Origin of the sequence: Curvivirga sp., from assembly GCF_965219885.1 — a bacterium.
GTDB lineage: Bacteria > Pseudomonadota > Alphaproteobacteria > UBA8366 > Aestuariispiraceae > Curvivirga.
Map to the genome: position 1 here is coordinate 2,628,462 of NZ_CBDCOT010000009.1, position 18,712 is coordinate 2,647,173.

Here is an 18,712-nt window from a genome sequence, read left to right on the forward strand (position 1 = left end):
AAATCCGCCGATAGCCAAAAGGCTATTCTAATTATTTAGGGCAGGAGCAGAAGCAAAATGTCTAAAGATCACGTCATGGTTTCCCATGACGACGATGACGCTGAACAATTTCTAGATCTTTATTCAGGTGAAGATCAGAATGTTATAAAGCATGCATGGTGTATGCTTTTAGTGGATGATGATGAATCTATCCATCAACGTGTGCGTGACGAAATCGAGAACTTTAGATTTGAAGGATGTAAGATTGAGGTTTTGCATGCCTATAGTGCTGCTGAAGCAAAAGAGTTACTTGTAAATAACGCACATATTGCGGTTATCTTTCATGATTATGTGCCGGATATGGCAAAGGCCAGTTTCAATTTTGTTGATTTCGTGCGTAACGATTTAGGAAATTCTGATATACGCATTATTTTGCGCGGGGCTCGTTATTCAACTTTTACAGATTGGGATTTGATTTCTAGATACGATATTTCAGATTATCGATCCAAAAATGATTTAGTTGCGGATAAATTTTACACAACTCTAACCGCAACCTTACGATCTTATAAACGTCTACACGAAATTAATACCAATCGATTGGGACTGGAAAAAATCACAAAGCATACAGCCAGTCTTATGAAGGTACGTTCACCACAAGAATTTTGGCAACAATTACGTGCTTTTATGTGTGAGTCTTTTCCTGTTACTGATGACTTTCTGATGCTGACGCTGGATGGAAAAAGTAATAAAAATTTACGAGTTGTGGATTCGGGTGGGAAATACCGGCAATTACCAACCGAATGTCGTTTACATAATTTGCATGAAGATGTTGTTGATTGCGCAAGAAGCGCCTTATCAATGAGAACCAAGCAGATTAGAAGCTCAACACTGACTTTGTATCTAGAGACATCGAATGCGACTCAATTAATCATTTTCCATGGATTAAAAAGAAAGTTGCGTGAAACAGAAACACGGTTGATCGATGTGTTTGTTAGTAATGCTGCAATTGCCTTTGATAACATAGAGTTATTTCAAAATGTTCAGAGTTTAGCTTATGAAGATCAGTTGACAAAACTGGGTAATAGAAGTGCTTTTGTCGATGCTATTCGCTTCCTTTTACGAGAAATTCATCCGGGTGATGAATATACAATTATTGATGTAGACTTAGATCATTTTGATGATATTAACGATCTAATCGGACAGCGTCATGGTGACAAAGTCTTGCAGGCATTTGCAGAACATATCGAAAATGTAACACGGTCTGCTACGCGATTGTGCCGTATTTCCGGAGATGAATTTGGCCTGATTTATAAAACAAAGGGAATCGGTGCTGTTAATTTTGATCCACACCAGTTGCTTAAATCACTGGAATATAAATTAGATGTTAATGCTTATGATATAACGGTTCGGCCGAGTTTAGGGATCACCAAGTTTTCTGACCGTGGCCAGACAGCAGAATCGATTATGAGGAATGCGTGGATTGCGTTACGTCATGCAAAGGATAATGGGCGTAATGCATTTACCTATTATTCCAGTAATATGGATAGTGAGGTTGTTAAGCGTGCTGAATTGATCAGTGACCTTCGGCGTGCTTTGGTTGCGGAAGAGTTTACTTTGTTTTACCAGCCACAATATAGCCTCAAATCAGAGCAAGCTTGTGGTGTTGAGGCTTTGTTAAGATGGCAGGCACCAGACGGTAGTTTTCGTTCACCTGCAGAATTCATCCCTGCTATGGAACGATCAGGGTTGATTGTAGATGTTGGAAGTTGGGTCCTGCGCCAAGCTTGTATTGATGCAAAAAGTTGGGAAGGCACCAATTTTGGCCATATTGCGGTTTCCGTAAATATATCCGTTGCGCAACTATATCATCGTGATTTTGTTAAAACGGTTGCAACAGTGTTAGAGGAAACTCAGTTAAACCCAAAACGTCTAAAACTTGAAATTACCGAAAGCCTTATCATGCAGGATGCCGCAGAAGCAATGCAGGTTTTGCATGAATTACGCGCGCTTGGTTTAGATCTGGCTATTGATGATTTTGGCCAGGGGTATTCTTCACTCTCCTATCTACAACAGTTGCCATTTGACTATATCAAGGTCGATCAATCTTTTGTGCGTAACATGGTGGAGAACTCCGGTGATGCTGTTATCGCTGATGTGATCATTACTTTAGGCCATAGTTTTGGCATGAAAGTCATCGCTGAAGGTGTAGAAGATTTAGAACAGTTGAAGTTCTTGCGTGTATTGGGTTGTGATCAGATACAAGGCTATTACTATGCCAAGCCGATGGCAGAATCCGATTTGCGACAATTCGCAATTGATAAAAGAATCTGACCCATTGAAATTCCTTATTTTTTAAGCTTTTCCTAGGCTTATCGTCAATGCGACAAATTGATGGCGCGTGTATACTATATTTTCGTCGCGTATAGAGCGGTTTTTGTCGGTCTTTACCTGCATATGGGGATTTAGAGCAAATTTATTTTGGTGAGGAAAAATAAAAATGAGCGAAAGAGCTTCTCGTCGTCGTAGTGGTGGTGGACGCGCAGCCCGTCAGGCTTCCCGTTCTGGATCTAGTGGTGCAGCTGCACCAGCATATATTAAACGTAATATTGGTTATTTGGATGTGTTTGATGAAGAGGGCTTGGCCACAATCGAACGCAATGCAGATACAATCCTTTCTGAAGTAGGTATCGATTTCCGTGATGATCCTGAGGTATTGGATATCTGGCGTGAAGCTGGTGCGGATGTACAGGGCGAACGTGTTCGTTTTGAACCTGGTATGTTACGTAAAATTATTCAGGACAGTGCACCGTCTGAAATTACACAACATGCACGTAACCCAGAACGTACTGTAAAGATCGGTGGAAAGAATTCTGTATTCGTACCTGCATATGGACCGCCATTTGTACGTTGCCAAGATAAAGGCCGTCGTTACGCAACCTTGGAAGATTTCCAAAACTTTGTGAAATTGGCGTATATGTCTCCGGGTTTGCAACATTCTGGTGGTACTGTATGTGAGCCAGTAGATCTTCCTGTGAACAAGCGTCACTTGGATATGGTTTATTCCCATATGAAACTATCCGATAAGCCGTTTATGGGGTCTGTAACCGCGCCAGAACGTGCACAAGATACCGTTGATATGTGTAAGATTCTGTTTGGTGAAGAATTTGTTGATCAAAATACAGTTGTAATTAACTTGATCAATGCGAACTCCCCAATGGTATTCGATGACACAATGTTAGGTGCGTTGAAAGTTTATGCACGTAATAATCAGGCTTGTGTGGTGTCACCATTCATCTTGTCCGGTGCGATGAGCCCAGTAACCGTTGCTGGTACATTGGCACAGATCTTGGCGGAAGCAATGGCAGGTATGGCATTGGCGCAAATCATTCGTCCAGGTTGTCCGGTTGTGTTTGGTACATTTGGTTCTTCTATTTCCATGAAGTCCGGTGCACCGACATTCGGCACACCTGAACCATCTATGGTATTGTATGGTGCTGCTCAATTGGCACGCCGTCTTGGTGTTCCATTCCGTTCTGGTGGCGGTCTATGTGGTTCCAAGATTTCTGATGCACAAGCAGCTTATGAAGCAGCGAACACATTGCAAACAGCCGCAATTGGTGGTGTGAACTTTATGTTGCACACAGCTGGATGGCTAGAAGGTGGCCTTGTAATGGGTTACGAGAAATTTGTAATGGATGCAGATCAAGCAGCGATGTTGGGTCGTTTATTGTCTGGACCTGATTTGTCTGAGAACGGTCAAGCTTTGGATGCGATTCGTGAAGTTGGTCCTGGTAATCACTTCTTGGGTTGTGCACATACACAAGCTAACTTTGAAACAGCATTCTATATGTCCCCATTGGCTGACAATAACAGCTTCGAACAATGGGAGAGCGAAGGTTCTCTAGACATGACACAACGTGCAAATGCATATTGGAAACAGTTGCTGGAAGAATATGAAGCACCAGCTCTTGATCAAGCAAAAGATGAAGAATTGTTAGCCTTCATTCAACAAAAGAAAGATGCTGTTCCTGATTCAAATATCTAATCAGGATATGCTAAGAAAACAAAAAGGCGGGAAGAAGTTCCCGCCTTTTTGTTTTTAAAATATATTTTAAAATCTATTCTTCACCGATACGTGGTTTGCCTGAGCGGCTCGGACCGAAAGAGCGGTTTAAAACCTGAGTTGAGTCTTCAGCCAATTTGATCGCATCGCTGATATGTTTCAGAATTTCAATGTTATTGTTTAAAACATGTTGTGCTTCACTGCGTTGGTCATCAGTGATTTTCTGGCAACGAGTGATGACATCCTTACGGATGGTGTTGAGGATATCTTCTAACTTGTAACCGTCAGGTTTCTCATCAGATTGAAGAAAATGTGTCATTAATCTGCCTTCCCAAGAAAATATTCATTTGCTGATGCTAGAGTGAACCGAAAACTGTTTTGCGTCAAGTGTTTGACTTAAATACCTAAATAGTTATGCGGTGAACTGTTCTTTTAAGATGCGCTCTTCCAGATTATGTTCTGGATCAAAAAGAATGGTGACTGCTGTCTTTTGATCTTCCCAAACTTCTACTGATTTTACATCACGCACTTCCGTATCATCTGCCACGGCACTTATGGGGCGTTTGATATGTTCTTGTACAGAAAATTTAATACGGGCATTACGTGGTAAAAGCGCACCCCGCCAACGCCTTGGGCGAAATGGACTAATCGCTGTTAAGGCAAGTACACCTGATCCAAAAGGAAGAATAGGGCCATGTGCGGACAAATTATATGCGGTACTGCCCGCCGGTGTTGCAACCATAATGCCGTCACAAATTAATTCTTCCATACGCAAGACATCATCAATTTTTATATTAATCTTTGCAGCTTGTCGTGTTTCTCGGAAGAGGGAGACTTCATTAATGGCGATCGCCTCAATAAAATCCCCTTTGACCGTTTCTGCACGCATTCGTAATGGATGTAGACGAAAGCATGTTGCTCGATTTAATCGTTCAATTAAATCATCAGCGGAAAATTCATTCATCAGAAAACCAACGGTGCCACGATTCATACCGTAAATGGCAGTATTAGTACCAACATTATCCCGTAATGTATGGAGCATCATCCCATCGCCACCAAGAGCGATAATGATACCTGCATCCTCTACTGGAACTGTCGGATAGCGTGTTTCGATTTCACGTTTTGCTTCTTGTGCCTTATCGGTGTCCCCAGCGACAACGGCTATAGACCCTGACGTTGTAGGTGCAATAATTTCCCTATCCGCGAGATCCCGCGGAGATGAAACCGTTACAAGTGATTCTAAATCTTTTGGGGTTTGAGACATTTGCCCTTACCTAGTTGCGTTGTTTTACAGCACCGCTATGACATCATTTATTTGCCATCTAATTTCTTTTGATTGGATGATGGAGAATAGCCTGATAAGGTGCAAGTATAAAGTAACATTAATTATATTTTTCAGGGTGAAAGACCAGCATATGGCAAAAATTCTAAATATACTTTTGGGATCTATGATCGCCGTCATCGGTTTCTTGGGATCCGTAAGCTACGCGCAGGATAAACATGCTGGCTACTATTATCCGACACCTCAAACAACAGAAGTTTATAAAGGGCGTACCCCTGTTTTTCCTGAAGCAACTGAGTTGAGCCGTCTTGCATTTGTAACAGCTTTAACAAAGCAATCCACTTCAAGTCCATATCCACCAGAGTTTGTTATTTTTTCTAAGGGCGATCAAAATCAAAAAGCAATTATTACTGCAGTAGGTAGTGAACGATTTAATACGTTGTATCGCTTGCGGGCATTGTTGGCGATGTTAACTTCTCTTTCACGCACAACACCAATATTCAAGCAATTACAGGATAGTAAGGATTTAACTTTTCTTGACATGCTTTATATGATGGGCTTTACACAAATCACGATTAGTGATGGGGATCAAACTGCCCATCAGATTATTTTCGAGTAATTGGACTAGAAAGCCTTATGGAACAAACGCCACATATGTTGGATGACAGGCAGAAAGCGGCGCTGATTTTTGCGAATGAAGCTTTTTACGTGGCTTTTTCGAACAATGACATCGATGCGATGGAAGCCCTTTGGGCAAAAGAATTCAAAGTTACTTGTTTGCATCCGGGATGGGAACCGCTTATGGGCCGTAATAATGTTATGGCTAGCTTTAGAGCTGTTCTGCCGAATAGCCCCTCTGTTACCCCATATGCATCCAAGGCCTTTGGAGTTGGTGATATGGGTTATGTGATTTGTTATGAGAAAATCCGCGACACATATCTTCTCGCAACAAATGTTTTTATAATGGAGGATGGGCAATGGCGTATGACCCATCATCAGGCAGGCCCAACCGAAGCCCACCCAACACCATTGGAAGAAGAGGGTAGTCTAAACTAACTATCCGCCCGTTACGCTCATATGGCGTGGGTTCGAAATTTGACTATCACGATCAATAATAAAATCATGACCTTTGGGTTTTAGTTTAATTGCTTGGCGAATTCTATCATGCAATAAGTCATCATCTTTACTTGCACGAAGAGGTTCTCTTAAATCTGCAGCATCTTCTTGTCCTAGGCACATATAAAGCGTACCCGTGCATGTGAGACGAACTCGGTTGCAAGACTCACAGAAATTATGTGTGAGAGGAGTAATAAAGCCCAATCTTGCACCAGTTTCCTGAATGACTGAATAACGGGCAGGACCACCAGTTTGATAACCAGTTTCATTCAAGGTCCAGCTTTGTTCAATTTGACGTTTAACATCACTTAAAGGCCAATATTGTTCAAGACGGTCTTCATTTCCAAGATCCCCCATCGGCATTACCTCAATAAAGGTAAGATCAATATTGCGCTCTCCGCACCATTGGATCATATGATCCACTTCATCATCATTGACACCCTTTAGTGCCACTGCGTTTAATTTTACTTTTAAACCTACGCGAAGGGATTCCTCAATACCTTCTAGAACCTGAGGCAATCTGCCCCAGCGAGTGATTGTACGAAACTTTTCTTCATCAAGTGTATCTAGGGAGATATTGATACGTCTTACACCTGCATTATAAAGTTCTTGTGCATATTTTTTAAGCAAACTGCCATTCGTTGTAACTGTAAGTTCTTCAAGTTTACCAGAGTCAAGATGGCGTCCTAATCGATTAAAGAGCCACATAATATCACGGCGTACCAACGGCTCACCGCCAGTGATACGTAGTTTTTGTACCCCTTGATCAACGAAGGCAGAACATAAACGATCAAGTTCCTCTAAAGTTAGAAGGTCCTTTTTGGGTAAAAAGGTCATATCTTCGGACATGCAATAGACGCAGCGAAAATCACATCTATCGGTGACTGATACACGTAAGTAACTGACATGGCGTCCAAATGGATCAATCAGTTTTTGTGATTCTTTAATGTCGTTTGCGACTTGCATCTTGTTTCGATCCGATTTTATATCCAATTATATATTTCGATTCATATAGGGCGTTTTGTCGATATTACCAGAGATGAAAACCGAATATATAACATAATTATTATACCTCATCCCTATATCCTATGTGTGTCAGGATGTAAATTTAAGAAAGCAATAGATAGTCATGGCTGCAGAAGAATTTAAGTTAAAACCTAATGTAGATGATACGCGCTTAACAAGGCCGGTTGTGGGGATCGATCACAATGGTTGCTCAGTTAATCTAGATGTAGTGGAAGAACGCCCTTTAACTTTATTTTTGAATGGCCAGGAAATCGTAACCAATATGACTATTGGTGATTATCCGGAATATTTAGCCGTTGGATATTTATTAAATCAACATATGCTACGTCCCGATGATGAGATCACTGAAATTGATTATGATGATGAACTGGAAACTGTTATCGTTAGAACAGCGCGCGAGACAAATTACGAAGATAAGTTGAAAAAGAAAACACGTACATCAGGATGTGCACAAGGAACTGTATTTGGTGATCTGATGGAACATTTTGAAGAAATTGAGCTGCCCCAAGATGTAAAACTGAAATCTTCTTGGATTTATGCCTTGTCGAAGAAAATTAATATGGCTCCCAGTCTTTATCTAAAAGCAGGTGCCATACATGGATGCGTTTTATGCGAAGAGGATCGACCTCTCATTTATATGGAAGATGTAGGGCGCCACAATGCGGTAGATAAAATCGCTGGTTATATGTTTATGGAAAAACTGTCACCTGAAAATAAGATATTCTATACAACAGGTCGTTTGACGTCTGAGATGGTGATCAAGACAGTGAAAATGGGGATTCCTGTCTTGATATCGCGATCTGGCTTTACTGCATGGGGGGGAGAGCTTGCGAGGCAAGTGGGACTAACTCTTATTGGGCGTGCAAAAGGAAAGCGATTTGTTGTCCTTTCCGGAGAGCAACGTATCGAATTTGATGCTAATCCTGATGATGTGTCTGATGAGGCACGTAAACATGGTCGTAAGGCGGAGGAATAGGGAAATGCATAAAGGCCCTATTGTTGCTGTTGTTCTTGCAGGTGGTCTTGCACGGCGGATGAATGGAGAAATAAAGCCGCTGAAAGAATTGGCGGGAAAGCCTATTCTTTCTCATATTATTGACCGTATTACATCTCAGGTGGATCAGGTGGTTATTAACGTTAACCAGAATGAAGATTTGTTTGTAAGATATGGTCTTCCAATTACAAAAGACAGTATTGATGGGTTTGTTGGGCCTTTAGGCGGAATACTGGCGGGGATGGATTGGGTTGCGAGAAACGTTCCGGAAACTAGGTATATGATTTCTGTTCCTGGTGATGGACCATTCTTACCATTAGATTTAGTTGAGGGACTGCTATTGCCCTTAAGAGAAAATAAAGCGCAATTATCTGTGGCTGTAAGCAACGGGCGTACCCAACCCGTAGTTGGGGCCTGGGATATCTCTCTTCGTGAAGATCTGAGGACGGCATTACTGGAAGAGAAGTTATATAAAGTGGATAGATGGACTTCTCGATATCGGATTGACGAGGTAGATTTTTCCCAACCAGACTATGATCCATTTTATAATACAAATAAAATTGAGGATTTGGCGGAGGCAGAGACGCTATTTATGCAAAAGATTAAGCCTCGTAATCGATAAGTAGCTGGCATGTATATTTTACATTTGGTTGCAAGAAGTGGTCTTTTAGTTCGGGTTTAGATTCAATGAGTTGGCTGAATGGTACGAGTTGGATAGGCGTTTGAGGAAAGCAAGTTTGCCCATATTCAAACTGGATGATTTGGCGATCTTTATTCTTTGGGATCAGCCCTTTATGGATACCTGATGTATCTACCAATAAACAAGTTCCGGCAGGGCCTGTGAGGTTTACCGGTTTGGATTTCAGATACATTTCACAGTCTTCATCAGTTTTTCTAAACTCTTTTACATACCAGTTTATAAACTCTTGCGGGTTATTCGAGCTTTTAAGAATTTCTTGAAGTTTAGTCAGATTATGCGTTTCCGGATAATAGCAGTGCGGCCCAGAATGATCATCCACATCTGTAAGATATATAAAACCTTTGCAAAATCTGAAATCATCGAGATCAAAATGGAAGTTCTGCGCATTTTTCGGTTCGCTATGACCGGAAAACGACCACCATGAAGATATATTCGTTATAATAACTGGATGCCCGATATAACTTTCTGCAGTTTGAAGAAATCGGTCGCTGGTAGCAGCATACAAGATGTCGATTGATCTTATTAGGTCGCGAACCTCGTATCTTGCCATATTGTGGTTCGCTGCATCATTTAGATTAGTTGGTTTGAGGTCCTTTTGAGTATCACCAACATAAAGTGTCTGAGTGTCCAAATATTTTCTTATCGACTGTAATAGATCTGAACTAATTGATGGTACTTCTGTGTAACCTACATTTGTAATGTTAGAAAGTTCTTCAGTTTCAGTTACTTCGGTAGTCAGATTCATCTGGGTGCTAATAAAATATTTAAATGCTAAGGTAGTCGCATCTCTTAGAGGTTGATTCATATACCCTTGAATATGGTTTTTTGCGTTTGATACCACGCGTGATCTAATTTTAAGATCTGAGAACTCAGTTTCAGTGACAGGTAATAAGGGTCTTAAAGGTGAAAAATCATCTACTGCATATAGAAAATCATAGAAAGCCTGATACCATTTGGTGCTTATTTGGCTGGCATGTTTCATATGATTGCTCCTAAATTTTATACTGAAAAATCTAAAATATGTTCAGCGTATATTGAACTGTTGGGTGCTCAAACTGTTTTACAATATACCCGAGCTGCCCATTTACTAATATACTATCGGGGAATGTTCTTTTCTTAATCTTTCACTCTACCGTTTAATATATTCTTCTTCTAAGTAAACTAAAATAGAAAAATCTTGTGTTTGAGTTAAGCATTCCGTATCCATTTCTTCTTAACATAAAATAATAATGTGGAAGTTGGATTATGTTTATCTCTTTGGATGATGTGAAAAATGCGGCGGAAAAAATTAAAGATGACGTATATAACACACGTCAACGCCGTTCTATTACGCTCAGCAAAATTACAAATGCAGATGTATATTTGAAATTTGAAAATCGTCAATTTACCGCATCCTTTAAGGAACGTGGTGCTTTGAATCGATTATTGAATCTATCTGATGAAGAGAAAGCAAGCGGTGTAATTGCCATGTCTGCGGGAAATCACGCGCAAGGCGTATCTTTTCATGCAGCGAGACTTGGAATTCCGGCAACCATTGTAATGCCCAGAAACACACCGACAGTTAAGGTAGAACATACAGAGGCACATGGTGCTAATGTTATTCTGTATGGTTTGACATTGGCTGAAGCTGCAACTTATGCACATGAAAAAGCTATAGAAGAGGATTTAACATTCATTCATCCTTACGATGATGCAGATGTTATTGCAGGGCAAGGAACGGTCGCCCTAGAAATTTTGGAACAGTTCCCTGATATTCAAGATCTTATAATTCCTATTGGCGGTGGTGGATTGATTTCCGGTATCGCTGTTGCAGCCAAAACGATTAACCCCGATATTCGTGTATTTGGTGTTCAGACCGCTCTTTATCCATCTATGAAACAGATTTTAAATAAAGAAGTCCCCGTCTGTGGTGGTTCAACGATTGCAGAAGGTATCGCGGTAAAATATCCAGGTGAAAATACACGTAAAATTGTGGAAGAACTGGTTGATGATATTTTGTTGGTCACAGAGAATGAGTTGGAAAGCGCAATCTCCCTCCTATTGAATGTGGAGAAGACGGTTGTTGAAGGCGCTGGTGCCGCGGGGCTAGCAGCGGTGATTGGTAATAAGCAACTATTTGAAGGACGTAAAGTTGCAATGGTTCTTACAGGCGGGAATATCGACCAACGCCTGTTAGCGACAGTTTTGATGCGTGATATGGCGCGCAGTGGTCGCTTGGCGCGTTTACGTATTCACCTGATGGATCGCCCTTGTGCGTTAGCGGATGTGTCACGTTTAATTGGGGATAATGGTGGCAATATTGTTGAAATTTCTCATCAACGTATTTTTACACATGTTCCCGCAAAGGATACTTCTATTGAGGTTGCGATTGAAACAAGAGATGCTTCTCAATTAGAAAAGATCGTTGGCATCCTGGAAGCCGCAGATTTTCCCGTTTCTCAATTATAAGACTCTAGAGTCAAATATAAGAGAATCATTTTAGAGTCCTGATTTAAAGGACTCTTTTGTTGCAAACATGCATCACTCAGGAAAATACCCATTTAATTGTTCCTTCTATGATTGACCTGATTCGCGAATTAGATTCTTTTGATAGTGAGAAGAAATATAAGAGGGGATTTTCATATGTTTGCACCGGGCAAAGAGCTCATGGCGACAATGGAAGTTATGATTGCCAAGGAAATAGCACGTTTACTTCAAGAAGCGGACTGCTGTGTGTTTGTTGTATATGATCCATCAAATCCAGAGATGGATCCTCTTGACTATATATGTCATGAGCGAAAGTCGGGGCAGCCAATCAATATGAATGTGGCGCTGGACTATGAAGGTATCGGTGTTTGGTATCTCGTCTTTAGAAATGAAGATGTTTTTAATGCAAAAAAAGTTCTTTTACATATTGAAGATGGACAATTTATCCATGGACAGATGGGAGATTTTAAAGGCTACTGGCAAGACTTTCCAAGATACATTCTTGAAGATAGATGGGTCCAAGAGCAACTTGCAAAGACTGTATCAAACGATAGTTTCCATGTGCATGAGGTAGAAGAACATCGTGAAGCGTTTTCGCATTCAATAGATGAGTTTGTCCATGAAAATGATGAAGGTATCCTGAAGGATGAAGTCAATCCCGTGAATGCCGCCACTGTTTCTCAGAATAACTGGTTTGAACCTCCAGAGGAAAAAGAACCAGAATTGAGTCCCTTTGCGCAAGACGATCAAGAGAGTGTAGATTTGATAGATCTATATGATCAAGACGGCATACAAGTAGATGGCTTTCCAGATCAACCATTTGGTAGATTTTCTAGAAATTAATTTTAGTTAAGCGAAATATGCATGTCTTTGAAACTAAAAAGCCTGTCAGTAGTGAAACTGACAGGCTTTTTTATGCATAGGCATTGCAGCGTAGTTTTTAATTCTTGGAGGTATTTAAATCGCGCAAGTAACACCATTTTCAGTTACAACTGGTTTACGTTTGCCAATTGTAAAAAAGCTAACAATAGCTTTGAAGATTCTTGCGGCTTCCTCGCTGCGTAGTTGACGTGCGCGGGCCATAGCAGCTTCAATTTCAGAGCTAGAGAGTGTTGCGTCTAATTTATCCCAGTCAGTCATTGTCTTATCCTCAAATTCAATACTTACGTTTTCTCATTCAGTGTGTTGAGAGATAAATAAGAAAAAAACGGCTGAATGAGTAGTGATATTCTCAATTATGAGCTATGCGTATTCTGCATGGCTTTGAAAATCTTTAGGGATTATATAGATTTAGGCGTAAATAATAAGTCAGATTTTTCTTTATTTGTGACGAATAGGCACATACTATGCATGTTTAATAATGAATATATATATACTTTAGGTGATGTGAGATGGACAAGGTTGGTGAATTATCTGTTTTTGTAAAGGTTGTGGAAGAGGGTGGATTTTCTTCTGCGGCACGTGCTATGTCTTTAACGCCAAGCGCTGTGAGTAAACAGATCGGACGTTTAGAAGACCGTCTGGGCGTGCGCCTGATCAACCGTACAACACGTAGCTTGTCGCTTACACCAGAGGGGCGTAGCTTCTTTGAACGCTGTCGAACAATTTTAACAGATATAGAAGATGCGGAATCAATTGTAACGCAGTCGCATTCGACACCACGTGGTAGTCTTCGTATTACGACCGGCGTGGCTTTTGGCCGCCATCAGATAACTCCACTGTTACCAGAGTTCTTGGAACGTTATCCGGATGTTTCTATCGAATTGATTAAAACCGATAGTATCGTCGACTTAGTGGAACAGGGAATCGATGCTGCAATTCGTTTTGGTGAATTAGCGGATTCCAGTATGGTTGCTCGTTTCCTTGCGCGTAGTCGTCGGGCGATTGTGGCGTCGCCTGAATATCTTGAAAAACATGGTGTACCCCAACATCCAGATGAATTGGAAAAACATAACTGTTTAACCTTTTTCTCAATGCCTCAATTGAATGAATGGGTATTTAGGGTTGGTGAGGAAGAGGTACCATATACAGCAACAGGTAATTTCTCTGCTAATAACGGTGAATCCATTCATGATATGGTATTGAATGGTGGTGGTATTGCACGTCTTGCTGAGTTTTTGGTCGCAAAAGAGGTGCAGGATGGAAAATTGATCCGTGTCTTAACCGACTTTTATCGTGATATTGAGATACCGATACACGCGGTTTATCCGTCGCGTCGGCATTTATCGCCCAAGCTAAGATGTTTTGTTGATTTCCTTGTTGAGAAATTCAGTCCGGTTCCTCCATGGGAGAGATTGCAAGACTAGAGATTAAAGAGGCTTTCGGGCCTCTTTTTTATGTCTGGAAAACAAAAAAATAACCCGAAGAAAAATCTTCGGGCTAAGTGGATGGATTTAAGGACAGAAAAAGAAATGTCTCTCTGCTGTCGAAAACCATACTAGTTAAAATGGAAAAGGCCTTCTTTGACATAAATCAAAGAAGGCCTTTTATTAGTGACTTTGTCACATATGTTTATTCAGCTGCGAGTGCAGGTGCCTTCTCAAGGCGAGCAGCGCAATATTTGAACTCAGGAATTTTACCAAACGGATCCAATTTTGGATTGGTTAGTAAGTTTGCTGGACCCTCAGAGAAACAGAATGGCACAAACAGCATGCCTTTGGTCACATCACGATCCATACGCGCTTTTACATGGATAGAACCACGACGTGTATGCACGTAAACCATATCACCCGGTTCAATACCTTGTTCGGCCATAAAGGCAGGGTGAATGTGGACAACAGCTTCTGGTTCAATTGTATCAAGAACGGTAGAACGACGTGTCATGGCGCCTGTATGCCAATGTTCAAGCAAGCGACCTGTTGTCAGAACCATTGGGAAGTCGTCATCCGGTGTTTCCGCAGGTGGTACCAAATCTGTTGGAACGAGCTTCGCACGGCCGGATTCCGTTGGGAATTGATCAACAAAGATAATCGCGTCTCCAGGCTCACCTTCTTGTGCACATGGATAGGTCACAGAATCTTCGTTTTCAAGACGTTCCCAACTGATACCTTTCATATTATCCATCACTTCTACGATCTCAGCATAGACGTCTTTCGGATGTGTATATGTCCAGTTCAAACCAACACGATTTGCTAGTTCCTGAATAAGTTCCCAATCCTGTCTTGCTTCACCCGGCATCTCAAGAGCAGGACGTGCTAATTGAACTTCACGGTTTGTATTGGTGAAGGTGCCCCATTTTTCCTGGAAGGCGCTTGCTGGTAAGATCACATCCGCATGGAAAGCAGTTTCAGTCATGAAGATATCTTGAACAACCAAATGTTTCAATTTCGCCAATGCAGCGCGGGCATGATGTGCATCCGGATCAGACATCGCTGGGTTTTCACCCATGATATACATAGCCTGAACTTCTTCTGCATGAATCGCATCCATTGTTTCAACAACGGTCAGACCGCGTTTATCATCCAGTTTTGTATCCCAGAATTTTTCGTATTTCGCGTGGATGTCTTCCTTATCTACAAACTTATAGTTTGGATAAAACATAGGAATAAGGCCCATGTCAGATGCACCCTGTACGTTGTTTTGACCACGTAGTGGATGCAAACCTGTACCGTCACGACCAATTTGACCTGTAATCATTGCCATGGTGATCAAGCAACGTGAGTTATCGGTACCATGAACATGCTGTGATACACCCATACCCCAGAAGATGATGGATTTGTCTGCTGTTGCGTAAGCACGCGCAACCTCACGAAGCTCTTCCGCAGAAATACCGCAAATCTCCGCCATTTTTTCTGGGGAAAATTGTTTTACTTTCTCTTTAACAGCATCGTAGTTATCCACACGATTTTTGATGAATTCCTCATTTGTAAGACCTTCTTCAATAATTGTGTGAATGATAGCATTTAGCATGGATACATCAGCACCAGGTTTGAACTGTAGATGCTTCCACGCATGACGTGCCATGTTTTGGCCGCGCGGATCCATAATGACTAGTTTTGCACCACGTTTAGCCGCTTGTTTGAAGTAACTTGCGGCAACTGGATGGTTCCAGTTCGGGCGACAACCAATCATGATGATCACATCTGATTCTTCAGCCGCGCGGAATGGCGCGGATACCGCACCTGAATTGATACCTTCCATCAAAGCCGCAACAGAAGATGCATGGCAAAGGCGTGTACAATGGTCCACATTATTTGTTTTAAATGCTGTGCGGATCAATTTTTGGAAGAGGTATGCTTCTTCGTTTGAGCCTTTAGCAGAACCAAAGCCGGCAATACCTTTTGGTCCTTGTGTCGCATGAACGTCTTTCATACCTTTTGCAGCCAAATCCAATGCTTCTTCCCATGTTGCTTCACGGAAATGAGTGAATGGATTGGATTGATCAACTTCGTCATCCCAACGTTTTTCAACGCCTTCTTTACGAATTAATGGCTTGGTTAGGCGGGCAGGGTGGCTGGCATAATCCATGCCGAAGCGGCCTTTAACGCATAAACGTTGCTGGTTTGCGATACCGTTACGGCCTTCAACCTTAAGGATCTTGTTGTCTTTAACGTGAATTTCAGTTTGGCATCCAACACCACAGAATGGGCAAAGAGATTTAACAATTTTATCAGCTTTACCAGTAAAGACTTGTTTGTCATCCAATTGTGTCGCTGGCATCAAAGCGCCTGTTGGACAAGCTTGCACACATTCACCACAAGCCACACAAGTAGACTGACCCATAGGGTCGCCAAAGTCAAAAGTAATAGTGGCACCATGTCCGCGACCTGACATACCAATCACGTCATTTACCTGCACTTCGCGACATGCACGTACACAAAGGTTGCAATTAATACATGCATCCAAATTCACACGCATTGCAACATGACTGTCATCAACGGCTACTTTTTCACGCTCTGGGAAACGGCTGGTTTCAACACCCATATCTGTTGCCCAGTTCCAGAAACGAGAATCCGGATCATGTGCAACTTCTTTGGCTGGTTGATCCGCCATTAACAGTTCAAAAACCATCTCACGAGATTGTTTTGCACGTTCGCTTGCAGTTTTAACAATCATTCCGTTTTGTGGCTCACGGATACAGGACGCTGTCAGGGTGCGTTCACCTTCAACTTCCACCATACAAGCGCGACAATTGCCATCTGGTCTGTAACCGGGTTCAGGCGTATAACATAGATGAGGGATTTCTGTTCCCAAACGTTGAGCGACTTGCCAAATTGTTTCCCCTGGCTTCGCAACAACTTCGTTACCATCCAGAACAAAAGAAACGGATTTATCTTGTGTGGTGTTTTCGGACATGTGTACCGGATCCTGCAAATTACTATTTGATTTATTATATATCAGATGTACCCGAATAGAATTCAGGCCAATTTAATCACTTTTTATACGAGTTTTTACAGAAGCTATGTTCGGATTGCGTCACCGAGCATTTATGTCGCGTCATTGTGCAAAAATGGCGCAAAAAAATGTATATATAACTCACTCAAGACAATTGATTAAATTTTTGAAATCAATGAATTGATGCGGGTTGTGCATATTGGCTTTGGTTACGTCGATCCGTTTGTGCAGGTAGACCGTTTACGGTTTGCGATAGTGCAGATTCTACATCTTGTTGTCGACTACTTTCGTTTTCAAATGTAAGTCCTAAAGCTTCACCATTATTCCACATCACAGATGCATCAATACGCCCAATTTCGGGCATATTTAACATGATGCGTGAATTTGGGGCCAAAGAATAACATCCCATTATCATGGCACCTGAAATAGATAAGTTTACGATTGTGCCTACAAAAGTCTCGCCATAAGCCTGAAAATTTGCTGGGATAGATGACATATGACGTGGCATTTCCCGTCTGGGAAAATCGCTACGTGCAGCTGATGTTTCCGCCATTTCATGCTCCTCCTCAATTATACTTTACTCTTTGTCGAGTATAATATCAGATAAGCATTTATATGTCATGGCGCAATTTATAGATAACAATATCGTTTAAATTGTAATTATATTTATTCTGCGTCTGGGCGTGGATTTGGTTTCGCACCATGCTTCATTGCCATCAGACAAAGATAGTCATGAGCAATAGTTGCGGCATTCAACGCCGTGATTTCTGCATGATCATAGGCAGGAGCAACCTCAACAATATCCATCCCGATCCAGTTAATATCTGTAAAACCGCGAACAATACTAAAAGCTTGTGCATTTGTAAGACCACCAGGAACAGGAGTGCCCGTACCAGGCGCAAATGCAGGATCAAGGCAATCAATATCAAAGGTCAAATATGCTGGTTGATCGCCGACAATCTCTTTCACACGTTTCACAACGGCAGCAGGGCCATGTTCATGAACCCAAGGTGCATGCAGAATATTAAAGCCGACATCATCTGAAATGGTGCGAATACCGATTTGAACAGATTTTGAAGGGTCAACAATCCCTTCTTTTACTGCGCGTGTGAACATTGTACCGTGATTTAGTGGTTGGTTCGTATCATCCCAAGTGTCAGGATGGGCATCAAAATGTACCAAACTGATCGGCTCGCCTATTTTTTCATGATAAGCTTTTAAGATTGGGTAAGTTACAAAATGGTCGCCACCAATACATAAGGTGCTTACATCCTGATCAATGATTTCTTTGATATGTTGTTGAATTGCTTCAGGAATCTCATTGGCAAAGCCGTGATCGAAATAACAGTCTCCGTAATCCACAACGCCTAGATGTTCGAATGGATCAAAGTTAAAAGGAAAGGCATCTAATTCAGCTAATTGGACAGAAGCTGCACGAACGCCTTGCGGACCAAAACGAGCACCCGGACGAAAAGTTGTCGCTAAGTCCAAAGGAATACCTGTGACAGCCACATGCGCGCCAGTTAAATCGCGGGTGTATTTACGACGTAAAAAACTAAGTGCACCAGCATAAGTGGCTTCAAATTCACGTCCCATAATGTCTGTTTGACGAAAAGCCTGATCGCCAATATTTTTATATTCCTCAATGGACATTTTTCGATCCTTAATGATTGATTTATTAAGTTGTTATTGGAATAAAGCACCAACATATTTATCTTATAGCAGTTCGTGAAAAATACTATTGATAATGTG

At 41.5% G+C, this 18,712-nt stretch carries 17 protein-coding genes; 9 read left to right on the forward strand and 8 right to left on the reverse strand.

Translation table 11 applies throughout. The features are described 5' to 3' along the window. Window positions 1–57: 57 nt before the first annotated feature. Entirely contained in the window at window positions 58–2,310 is a 2,253-nt protein-coding gene (locus ACOQOA_RS17870) for an EAL domain-containing protein (RefSeq protein WP_420549953.1), read from the forward strand. Window positions 2,311–2,476: 166 nt separating this feature from the next. Continuing rightward, window positions 2,477–4,024: a trimethylamine methyltransferase family protein gene (locus ACOQOA_RS17875; protein ID WP_420549954.1), complete on the forward strand. Its 1,548-nt coding sequence runs from the start codon at window positions 2,477–2,479 to the stop codon at window positions 4,022–4,024. A gap of 73 nt (window positions 4,025–4,097) precedes the next feature. Here ACOQOA_RS17875 and ACOQOA_RS17880 read toward each other — a convergent pair whose 3' ends face one another. Both ACOQOA_RS17880 and ACOQOA_RS17885 read right to left on the reverse strand, forming a co-directional pair. Then, on the reverse strand, window positions 4,098–4,361 hold the full coding sequence (locus tag ACOQOA_RS17880) for a hypothetical protein (protein ID WP_420549955.1): 264 nt from the start codon (window positions 4,359–4,361) through the stop codon (window positions 4,098–4,100). A gap of 93 nt (window positions 4,362–4,454) precedes the next feature. Continuing rightward, on the reverse strand, window positions 4,455–5,306 hold the full coding sequence (locus ACOQOA_RS17885) for an NAD kinase (protein ID WP_420549956.1): 852 nt from the start codon (window positions 5,304–5,306) through the stop codon (window positions 4,455–4,457). Between the two features lie 151 nt (window positions 5,307–5,457). Between ACOQOA_RS17885 and ACOQOA_RS17890 the strand changes: the two genes are divergently transcribed. Beyond that, window positions 5,458–5,943, forward strand: a complete 486-nt coding sequence (locus ACOQOA_RS17890) for a molybdopterin-guanine dinucleotide biosynthesis protein A (protein ID WP_420549957.1) — start codon at window positions 5,458–5,460, stop codon at window positions 5,941–5,943. Window positions 5,944–5,960: 17 nt separating this feature from the next. Continuing rightward, complete coding sequence (locus ACOQOA_RS17895; protein WP_420549958.1) at window positions 5,961–6,380, forward strand: nuclear transport factor 2 family protein; 420 nt, start codon at window positions 5,961–5,963, stop codon at window positions 6,378–6,380. On the opposite strand, the gene moaA is transcribed toward ACOQOA_RS17895, so the two are convergent. Further along, complete coding sequence (moaA, locus tag ACOQOA_RS17900) at window positions 6,381–7,406, reverse strand: GTP 3',8-cyclase MoaA (RefSeq protein WP_420549959.1); 1,026 nt, start codon at window positions 7,404–7,406, stop codon at window positions 6,381–6,383. Window positions 7,407–7,569: 163 nt separating this feature from the next. On the opposite strand from moaA, the gene fdhD reads away from it, so the two are divergent. Together fdhD and mobA are read left to right on the forward strand one after the other, a co-directional pair. Then, window positions 7,570–8,442: a formate dehydrogenase accessory sulfurtransferase FdhD gene (gene fdhD, locus ACOQOA_RS17905; RefSeq protein ID WP_420549960.1), complete on the forward strand. Its 873-nt coding sequence runs from the start codon at window positions 7,570–7,572 to the stop codon at window positions 8,440–8,442. A 4-nt stretch (window positions 8,443–8,446) separates the two neighbouring features. Next, entirely contained in the window at window positions 8,447–9,082 is a 636-nt protein-coding gene (mobA, locus tag ACOQOA_RS17910; protein ID WP_420549961.1) for a molybdenum cofactor guanylyltransferase MobA, read from the forward strand. Here the strand turns inward: mobA and ACOQOA_RS17915 are convergent. Further along, window positions 9,063–10,142 carry a phytanoyl-CoA dioxygenase family protein gene (locus ACOQOA_RS17915; RefSeq protein WP_420549962.1) on the reverse strand — a complete coding sequence of 360 codons (1,080 nt, stop codon included), beginning with the start codon at window positions 10,140–10,142 and terminating at the stop codon, window positions 9,063–9,065. The genes mobA and ACOQOA_RS17915 overlap by 20 nt on opposite strands. 263 nt (window positions 10,143–10,405) lie before the next feature. On the opposite strand from ACOQOA_RS17915, the gene ACOQOA_RS17920 reads away from it, so the two are divergent. Both ACOQOA_RS17920 and ACOQOA_RS17925 read left to right on the forward strand, forming a co-directional pair. Further along, complete coding sequence (locus ACOQOA_RS17920; RefSeq protein WP_420549963.1) at window positions 10,406–11,608, forward strand: threonine ammonia-lyase; 1,203 nt, start codon at window positions 10,406–10,408, stop codon at window positions 11,606–11,608. 174 nt (window positions 11,609–11,782) lie between these two features. Further along, window positions 11,783–12,469 (forward strand): hypothetical protein, encoded by a 687-nt coding sequence (locus ACOQOA_RS17925; protein WP_420549964.1) that lies wholly within the window; start codon window positions 11,783–11,785, stop codon window positions 12,467–12,469. A gap of 114 nt (window positions 12,470–12,583) precedes the next feature. Here the strand turns inward: ACOQOA_RS17925 and ACOQOA_RS17930 are convergent, their stop codons facing one another. Then, window positions 12,584–12,766, reverse strand: a complete 183-nt coding sequence (locus ACOQOA_RS17930) for an RSP_7527 family protein (RefSeq protein ID WP_155153791.1) — start codon at window positions 12,764–12,766, stop codon at window positions 12,584–12,586. 251 nt (window positions 12,767–13,017) lie between these two features. Between ACOQOA_RS17930 and ACOQOA_RS17935 the strand changes: the two genes are divergently transcribed. After that, window positions 13,018–13,932 carry a LysR family transcriptional regulator gene (locus ACOQOA_RS17935; protein ID WP_420549965.1) on the forward strand — a complete coding sequence of 305 codons (915 nt, stop codon included), beginning with the start codon at window positions 13,018–13,020 and terminating at the stop codon, window positions 13,930–13,932. Window positions 13,933–14,137: 205 nt separating this feature from the next. On the opposite strand, the gene fdhF is transcribed toward ACOQOA_RS17935, so the two are convergent. The 3 genes from fdhF to speB all read right to left on the reverse strand — a co-directional run bounded on the left by fdhF (window position 14,138) and on the right by speB (window position 18,613). Then, window positions 14,138–16,921: a formate dehydrogenase subunit alpha gene (gene fdhF, locus ACOQOA_RS17940; protein WP_420549966.1), complete on the reverse strand. Its 2,784-nt coding sequence runs from the start codon at window positions 16,919–16,921 to the stop codon at window positions 14,138–14,140. Window positions 16,922–17,132: 211 nt separating this feature from the next. Beyond that, window positions 17,133–17,513 (reverse strand): PilZ domain-containing protein, encoded by a 381-nt coding sequence (locus tag ACOQOA_RS17945; protein WP_420549967.1) that lies wholly within the window; start codon window positions 17,511–17,513, stop codon window positions 17,133–17,135. A 113-nt stretch (window positions 17,514–17,626) separates the two neighbouring features. Next, window positions 17,627–18,613, reverse strand: a complete 987-nt coding sequence (speB, locus tag ACOQOA_RS17950; RefSeq protein WP_420549968.1) for an agmatinase — start codon at window positions 18,611–18,613, stop codon at window positions 17,627–17,629. Window positions 18,614–18,712 lie beyond the last annotated feature (99 nt).

Coding starts and splice junctions, on each gene's coding strand:
- ACOQOA_RS17935 (WP_420549965.1), top strand. CDS start 13,018: ATGGACAAGGTTGGTGAATTATCTGTTTTTGTAAAGGTTGTGGAAGAG.
- ACOQOA_RS17885 (WP_420549956.1), bottom strand. CDS start 5,306: ATGTCTCAAACCCCAAAAGATTTAGAATCACTTGTAACGGTTTCATCT.
- ACOQOA_RS17875 (WP_420549954.1), top strand. CDS start 2,477: ATGAGCGAAAGAGCTTCTCGTCGTCGTAGTGGTGGTGGACGCGCAGCC.
- ACOQOA_RS17890 (WP_420549957.1), top strand. CDS start 5,458: ATGGCAAAAATTCTAAATATACTTTTGGGATCTATGATCGCCGTCATC.
- moaA (WP_420549959.1), bottom strand. CDS start 7,406: ATGCAAGTCGCAAACGACATTAAAGAATCACAAAAACTGATTGATCCA.
- ACOQOA_RS17945 (WP_420549967.1), bottom strand. CDS start 17,513: ATGGCGGAAACATCAGCTGCACGTAGCGATTTTCCCAGACGGGAAATG.
- ACOQOA_RS17930 (WP_155153791.1), bottom strand. CDS start 12,766: ATGACTGACTGGGATAAATTAGACGCAACACTCTCTAGCTCTGAAATT.
- fdhD (WP_420549960.1), top strand. CDS start 7,570: ATGGCTGCAGAAGAATTTAAGTTAAAACCTAATGTAGATGATACGCGC.
- ACOQOA_RS17920 (WP_420549963.1), top strand. CDS start 10,406: ATGTTTATCTCTTTGGATGATGTGAAAAATGCGGCGGAAAAAATTAAA.
- speB (WP_420549968.1), bottom strand. CDS start 18,613: ATGTCCATTGAGGAATATAAAAATATTGGCGATCAGGCTTTTCGTCAA.
- mobA (WP_420549961.1), top strand. CDS start 8,447: ATGCATAAAGGCCCTATTGTTGCTGTTGTTCTTGCAGGTGGTCTTGCA.
- ACOQOA_RS17925 (WP_420549964.1), top strand. CDS start 11,783: ATGTTTGCACCGGGCAAAGAGCTCATGGCGACAATGGAAGTTATGATT.
- ACOQOA_RS17880 (WP_420549955.1), bottom strand. CDS start 4,361: ATGACACATTTTCTTCAATCTGATGAGAAACCTGACGGTTACAAGTTA.
- ACOQOA_RS17915 (WP_420549962.1), bottom strand. CDS start 10,142: ATGAAACATGCCAGCCAAATAAGCACCAAATGGTATCAGGCTTTCTAT.
- ACOQOA_RS17895 (WP_420549958.1), top strand. CDS start 5,961: ATGGAACAAACGCCACATATGTTGGATGACAGGCAGAAAGCGGCGCTG.
- fdhF (WP_420549966.1), bottom strand. CDS start 16,921: ATGTCCGAAAACACCACACAAGATAAATCCGTTTCTTTTGTTCTGGAT.
- ACOQOA_RS17870 (WP_420549953.1), top strand. CDS start 58: ATGTCTAAAGATCACGTCATGGTTTCCCATGACGACGATGACGCTGAA.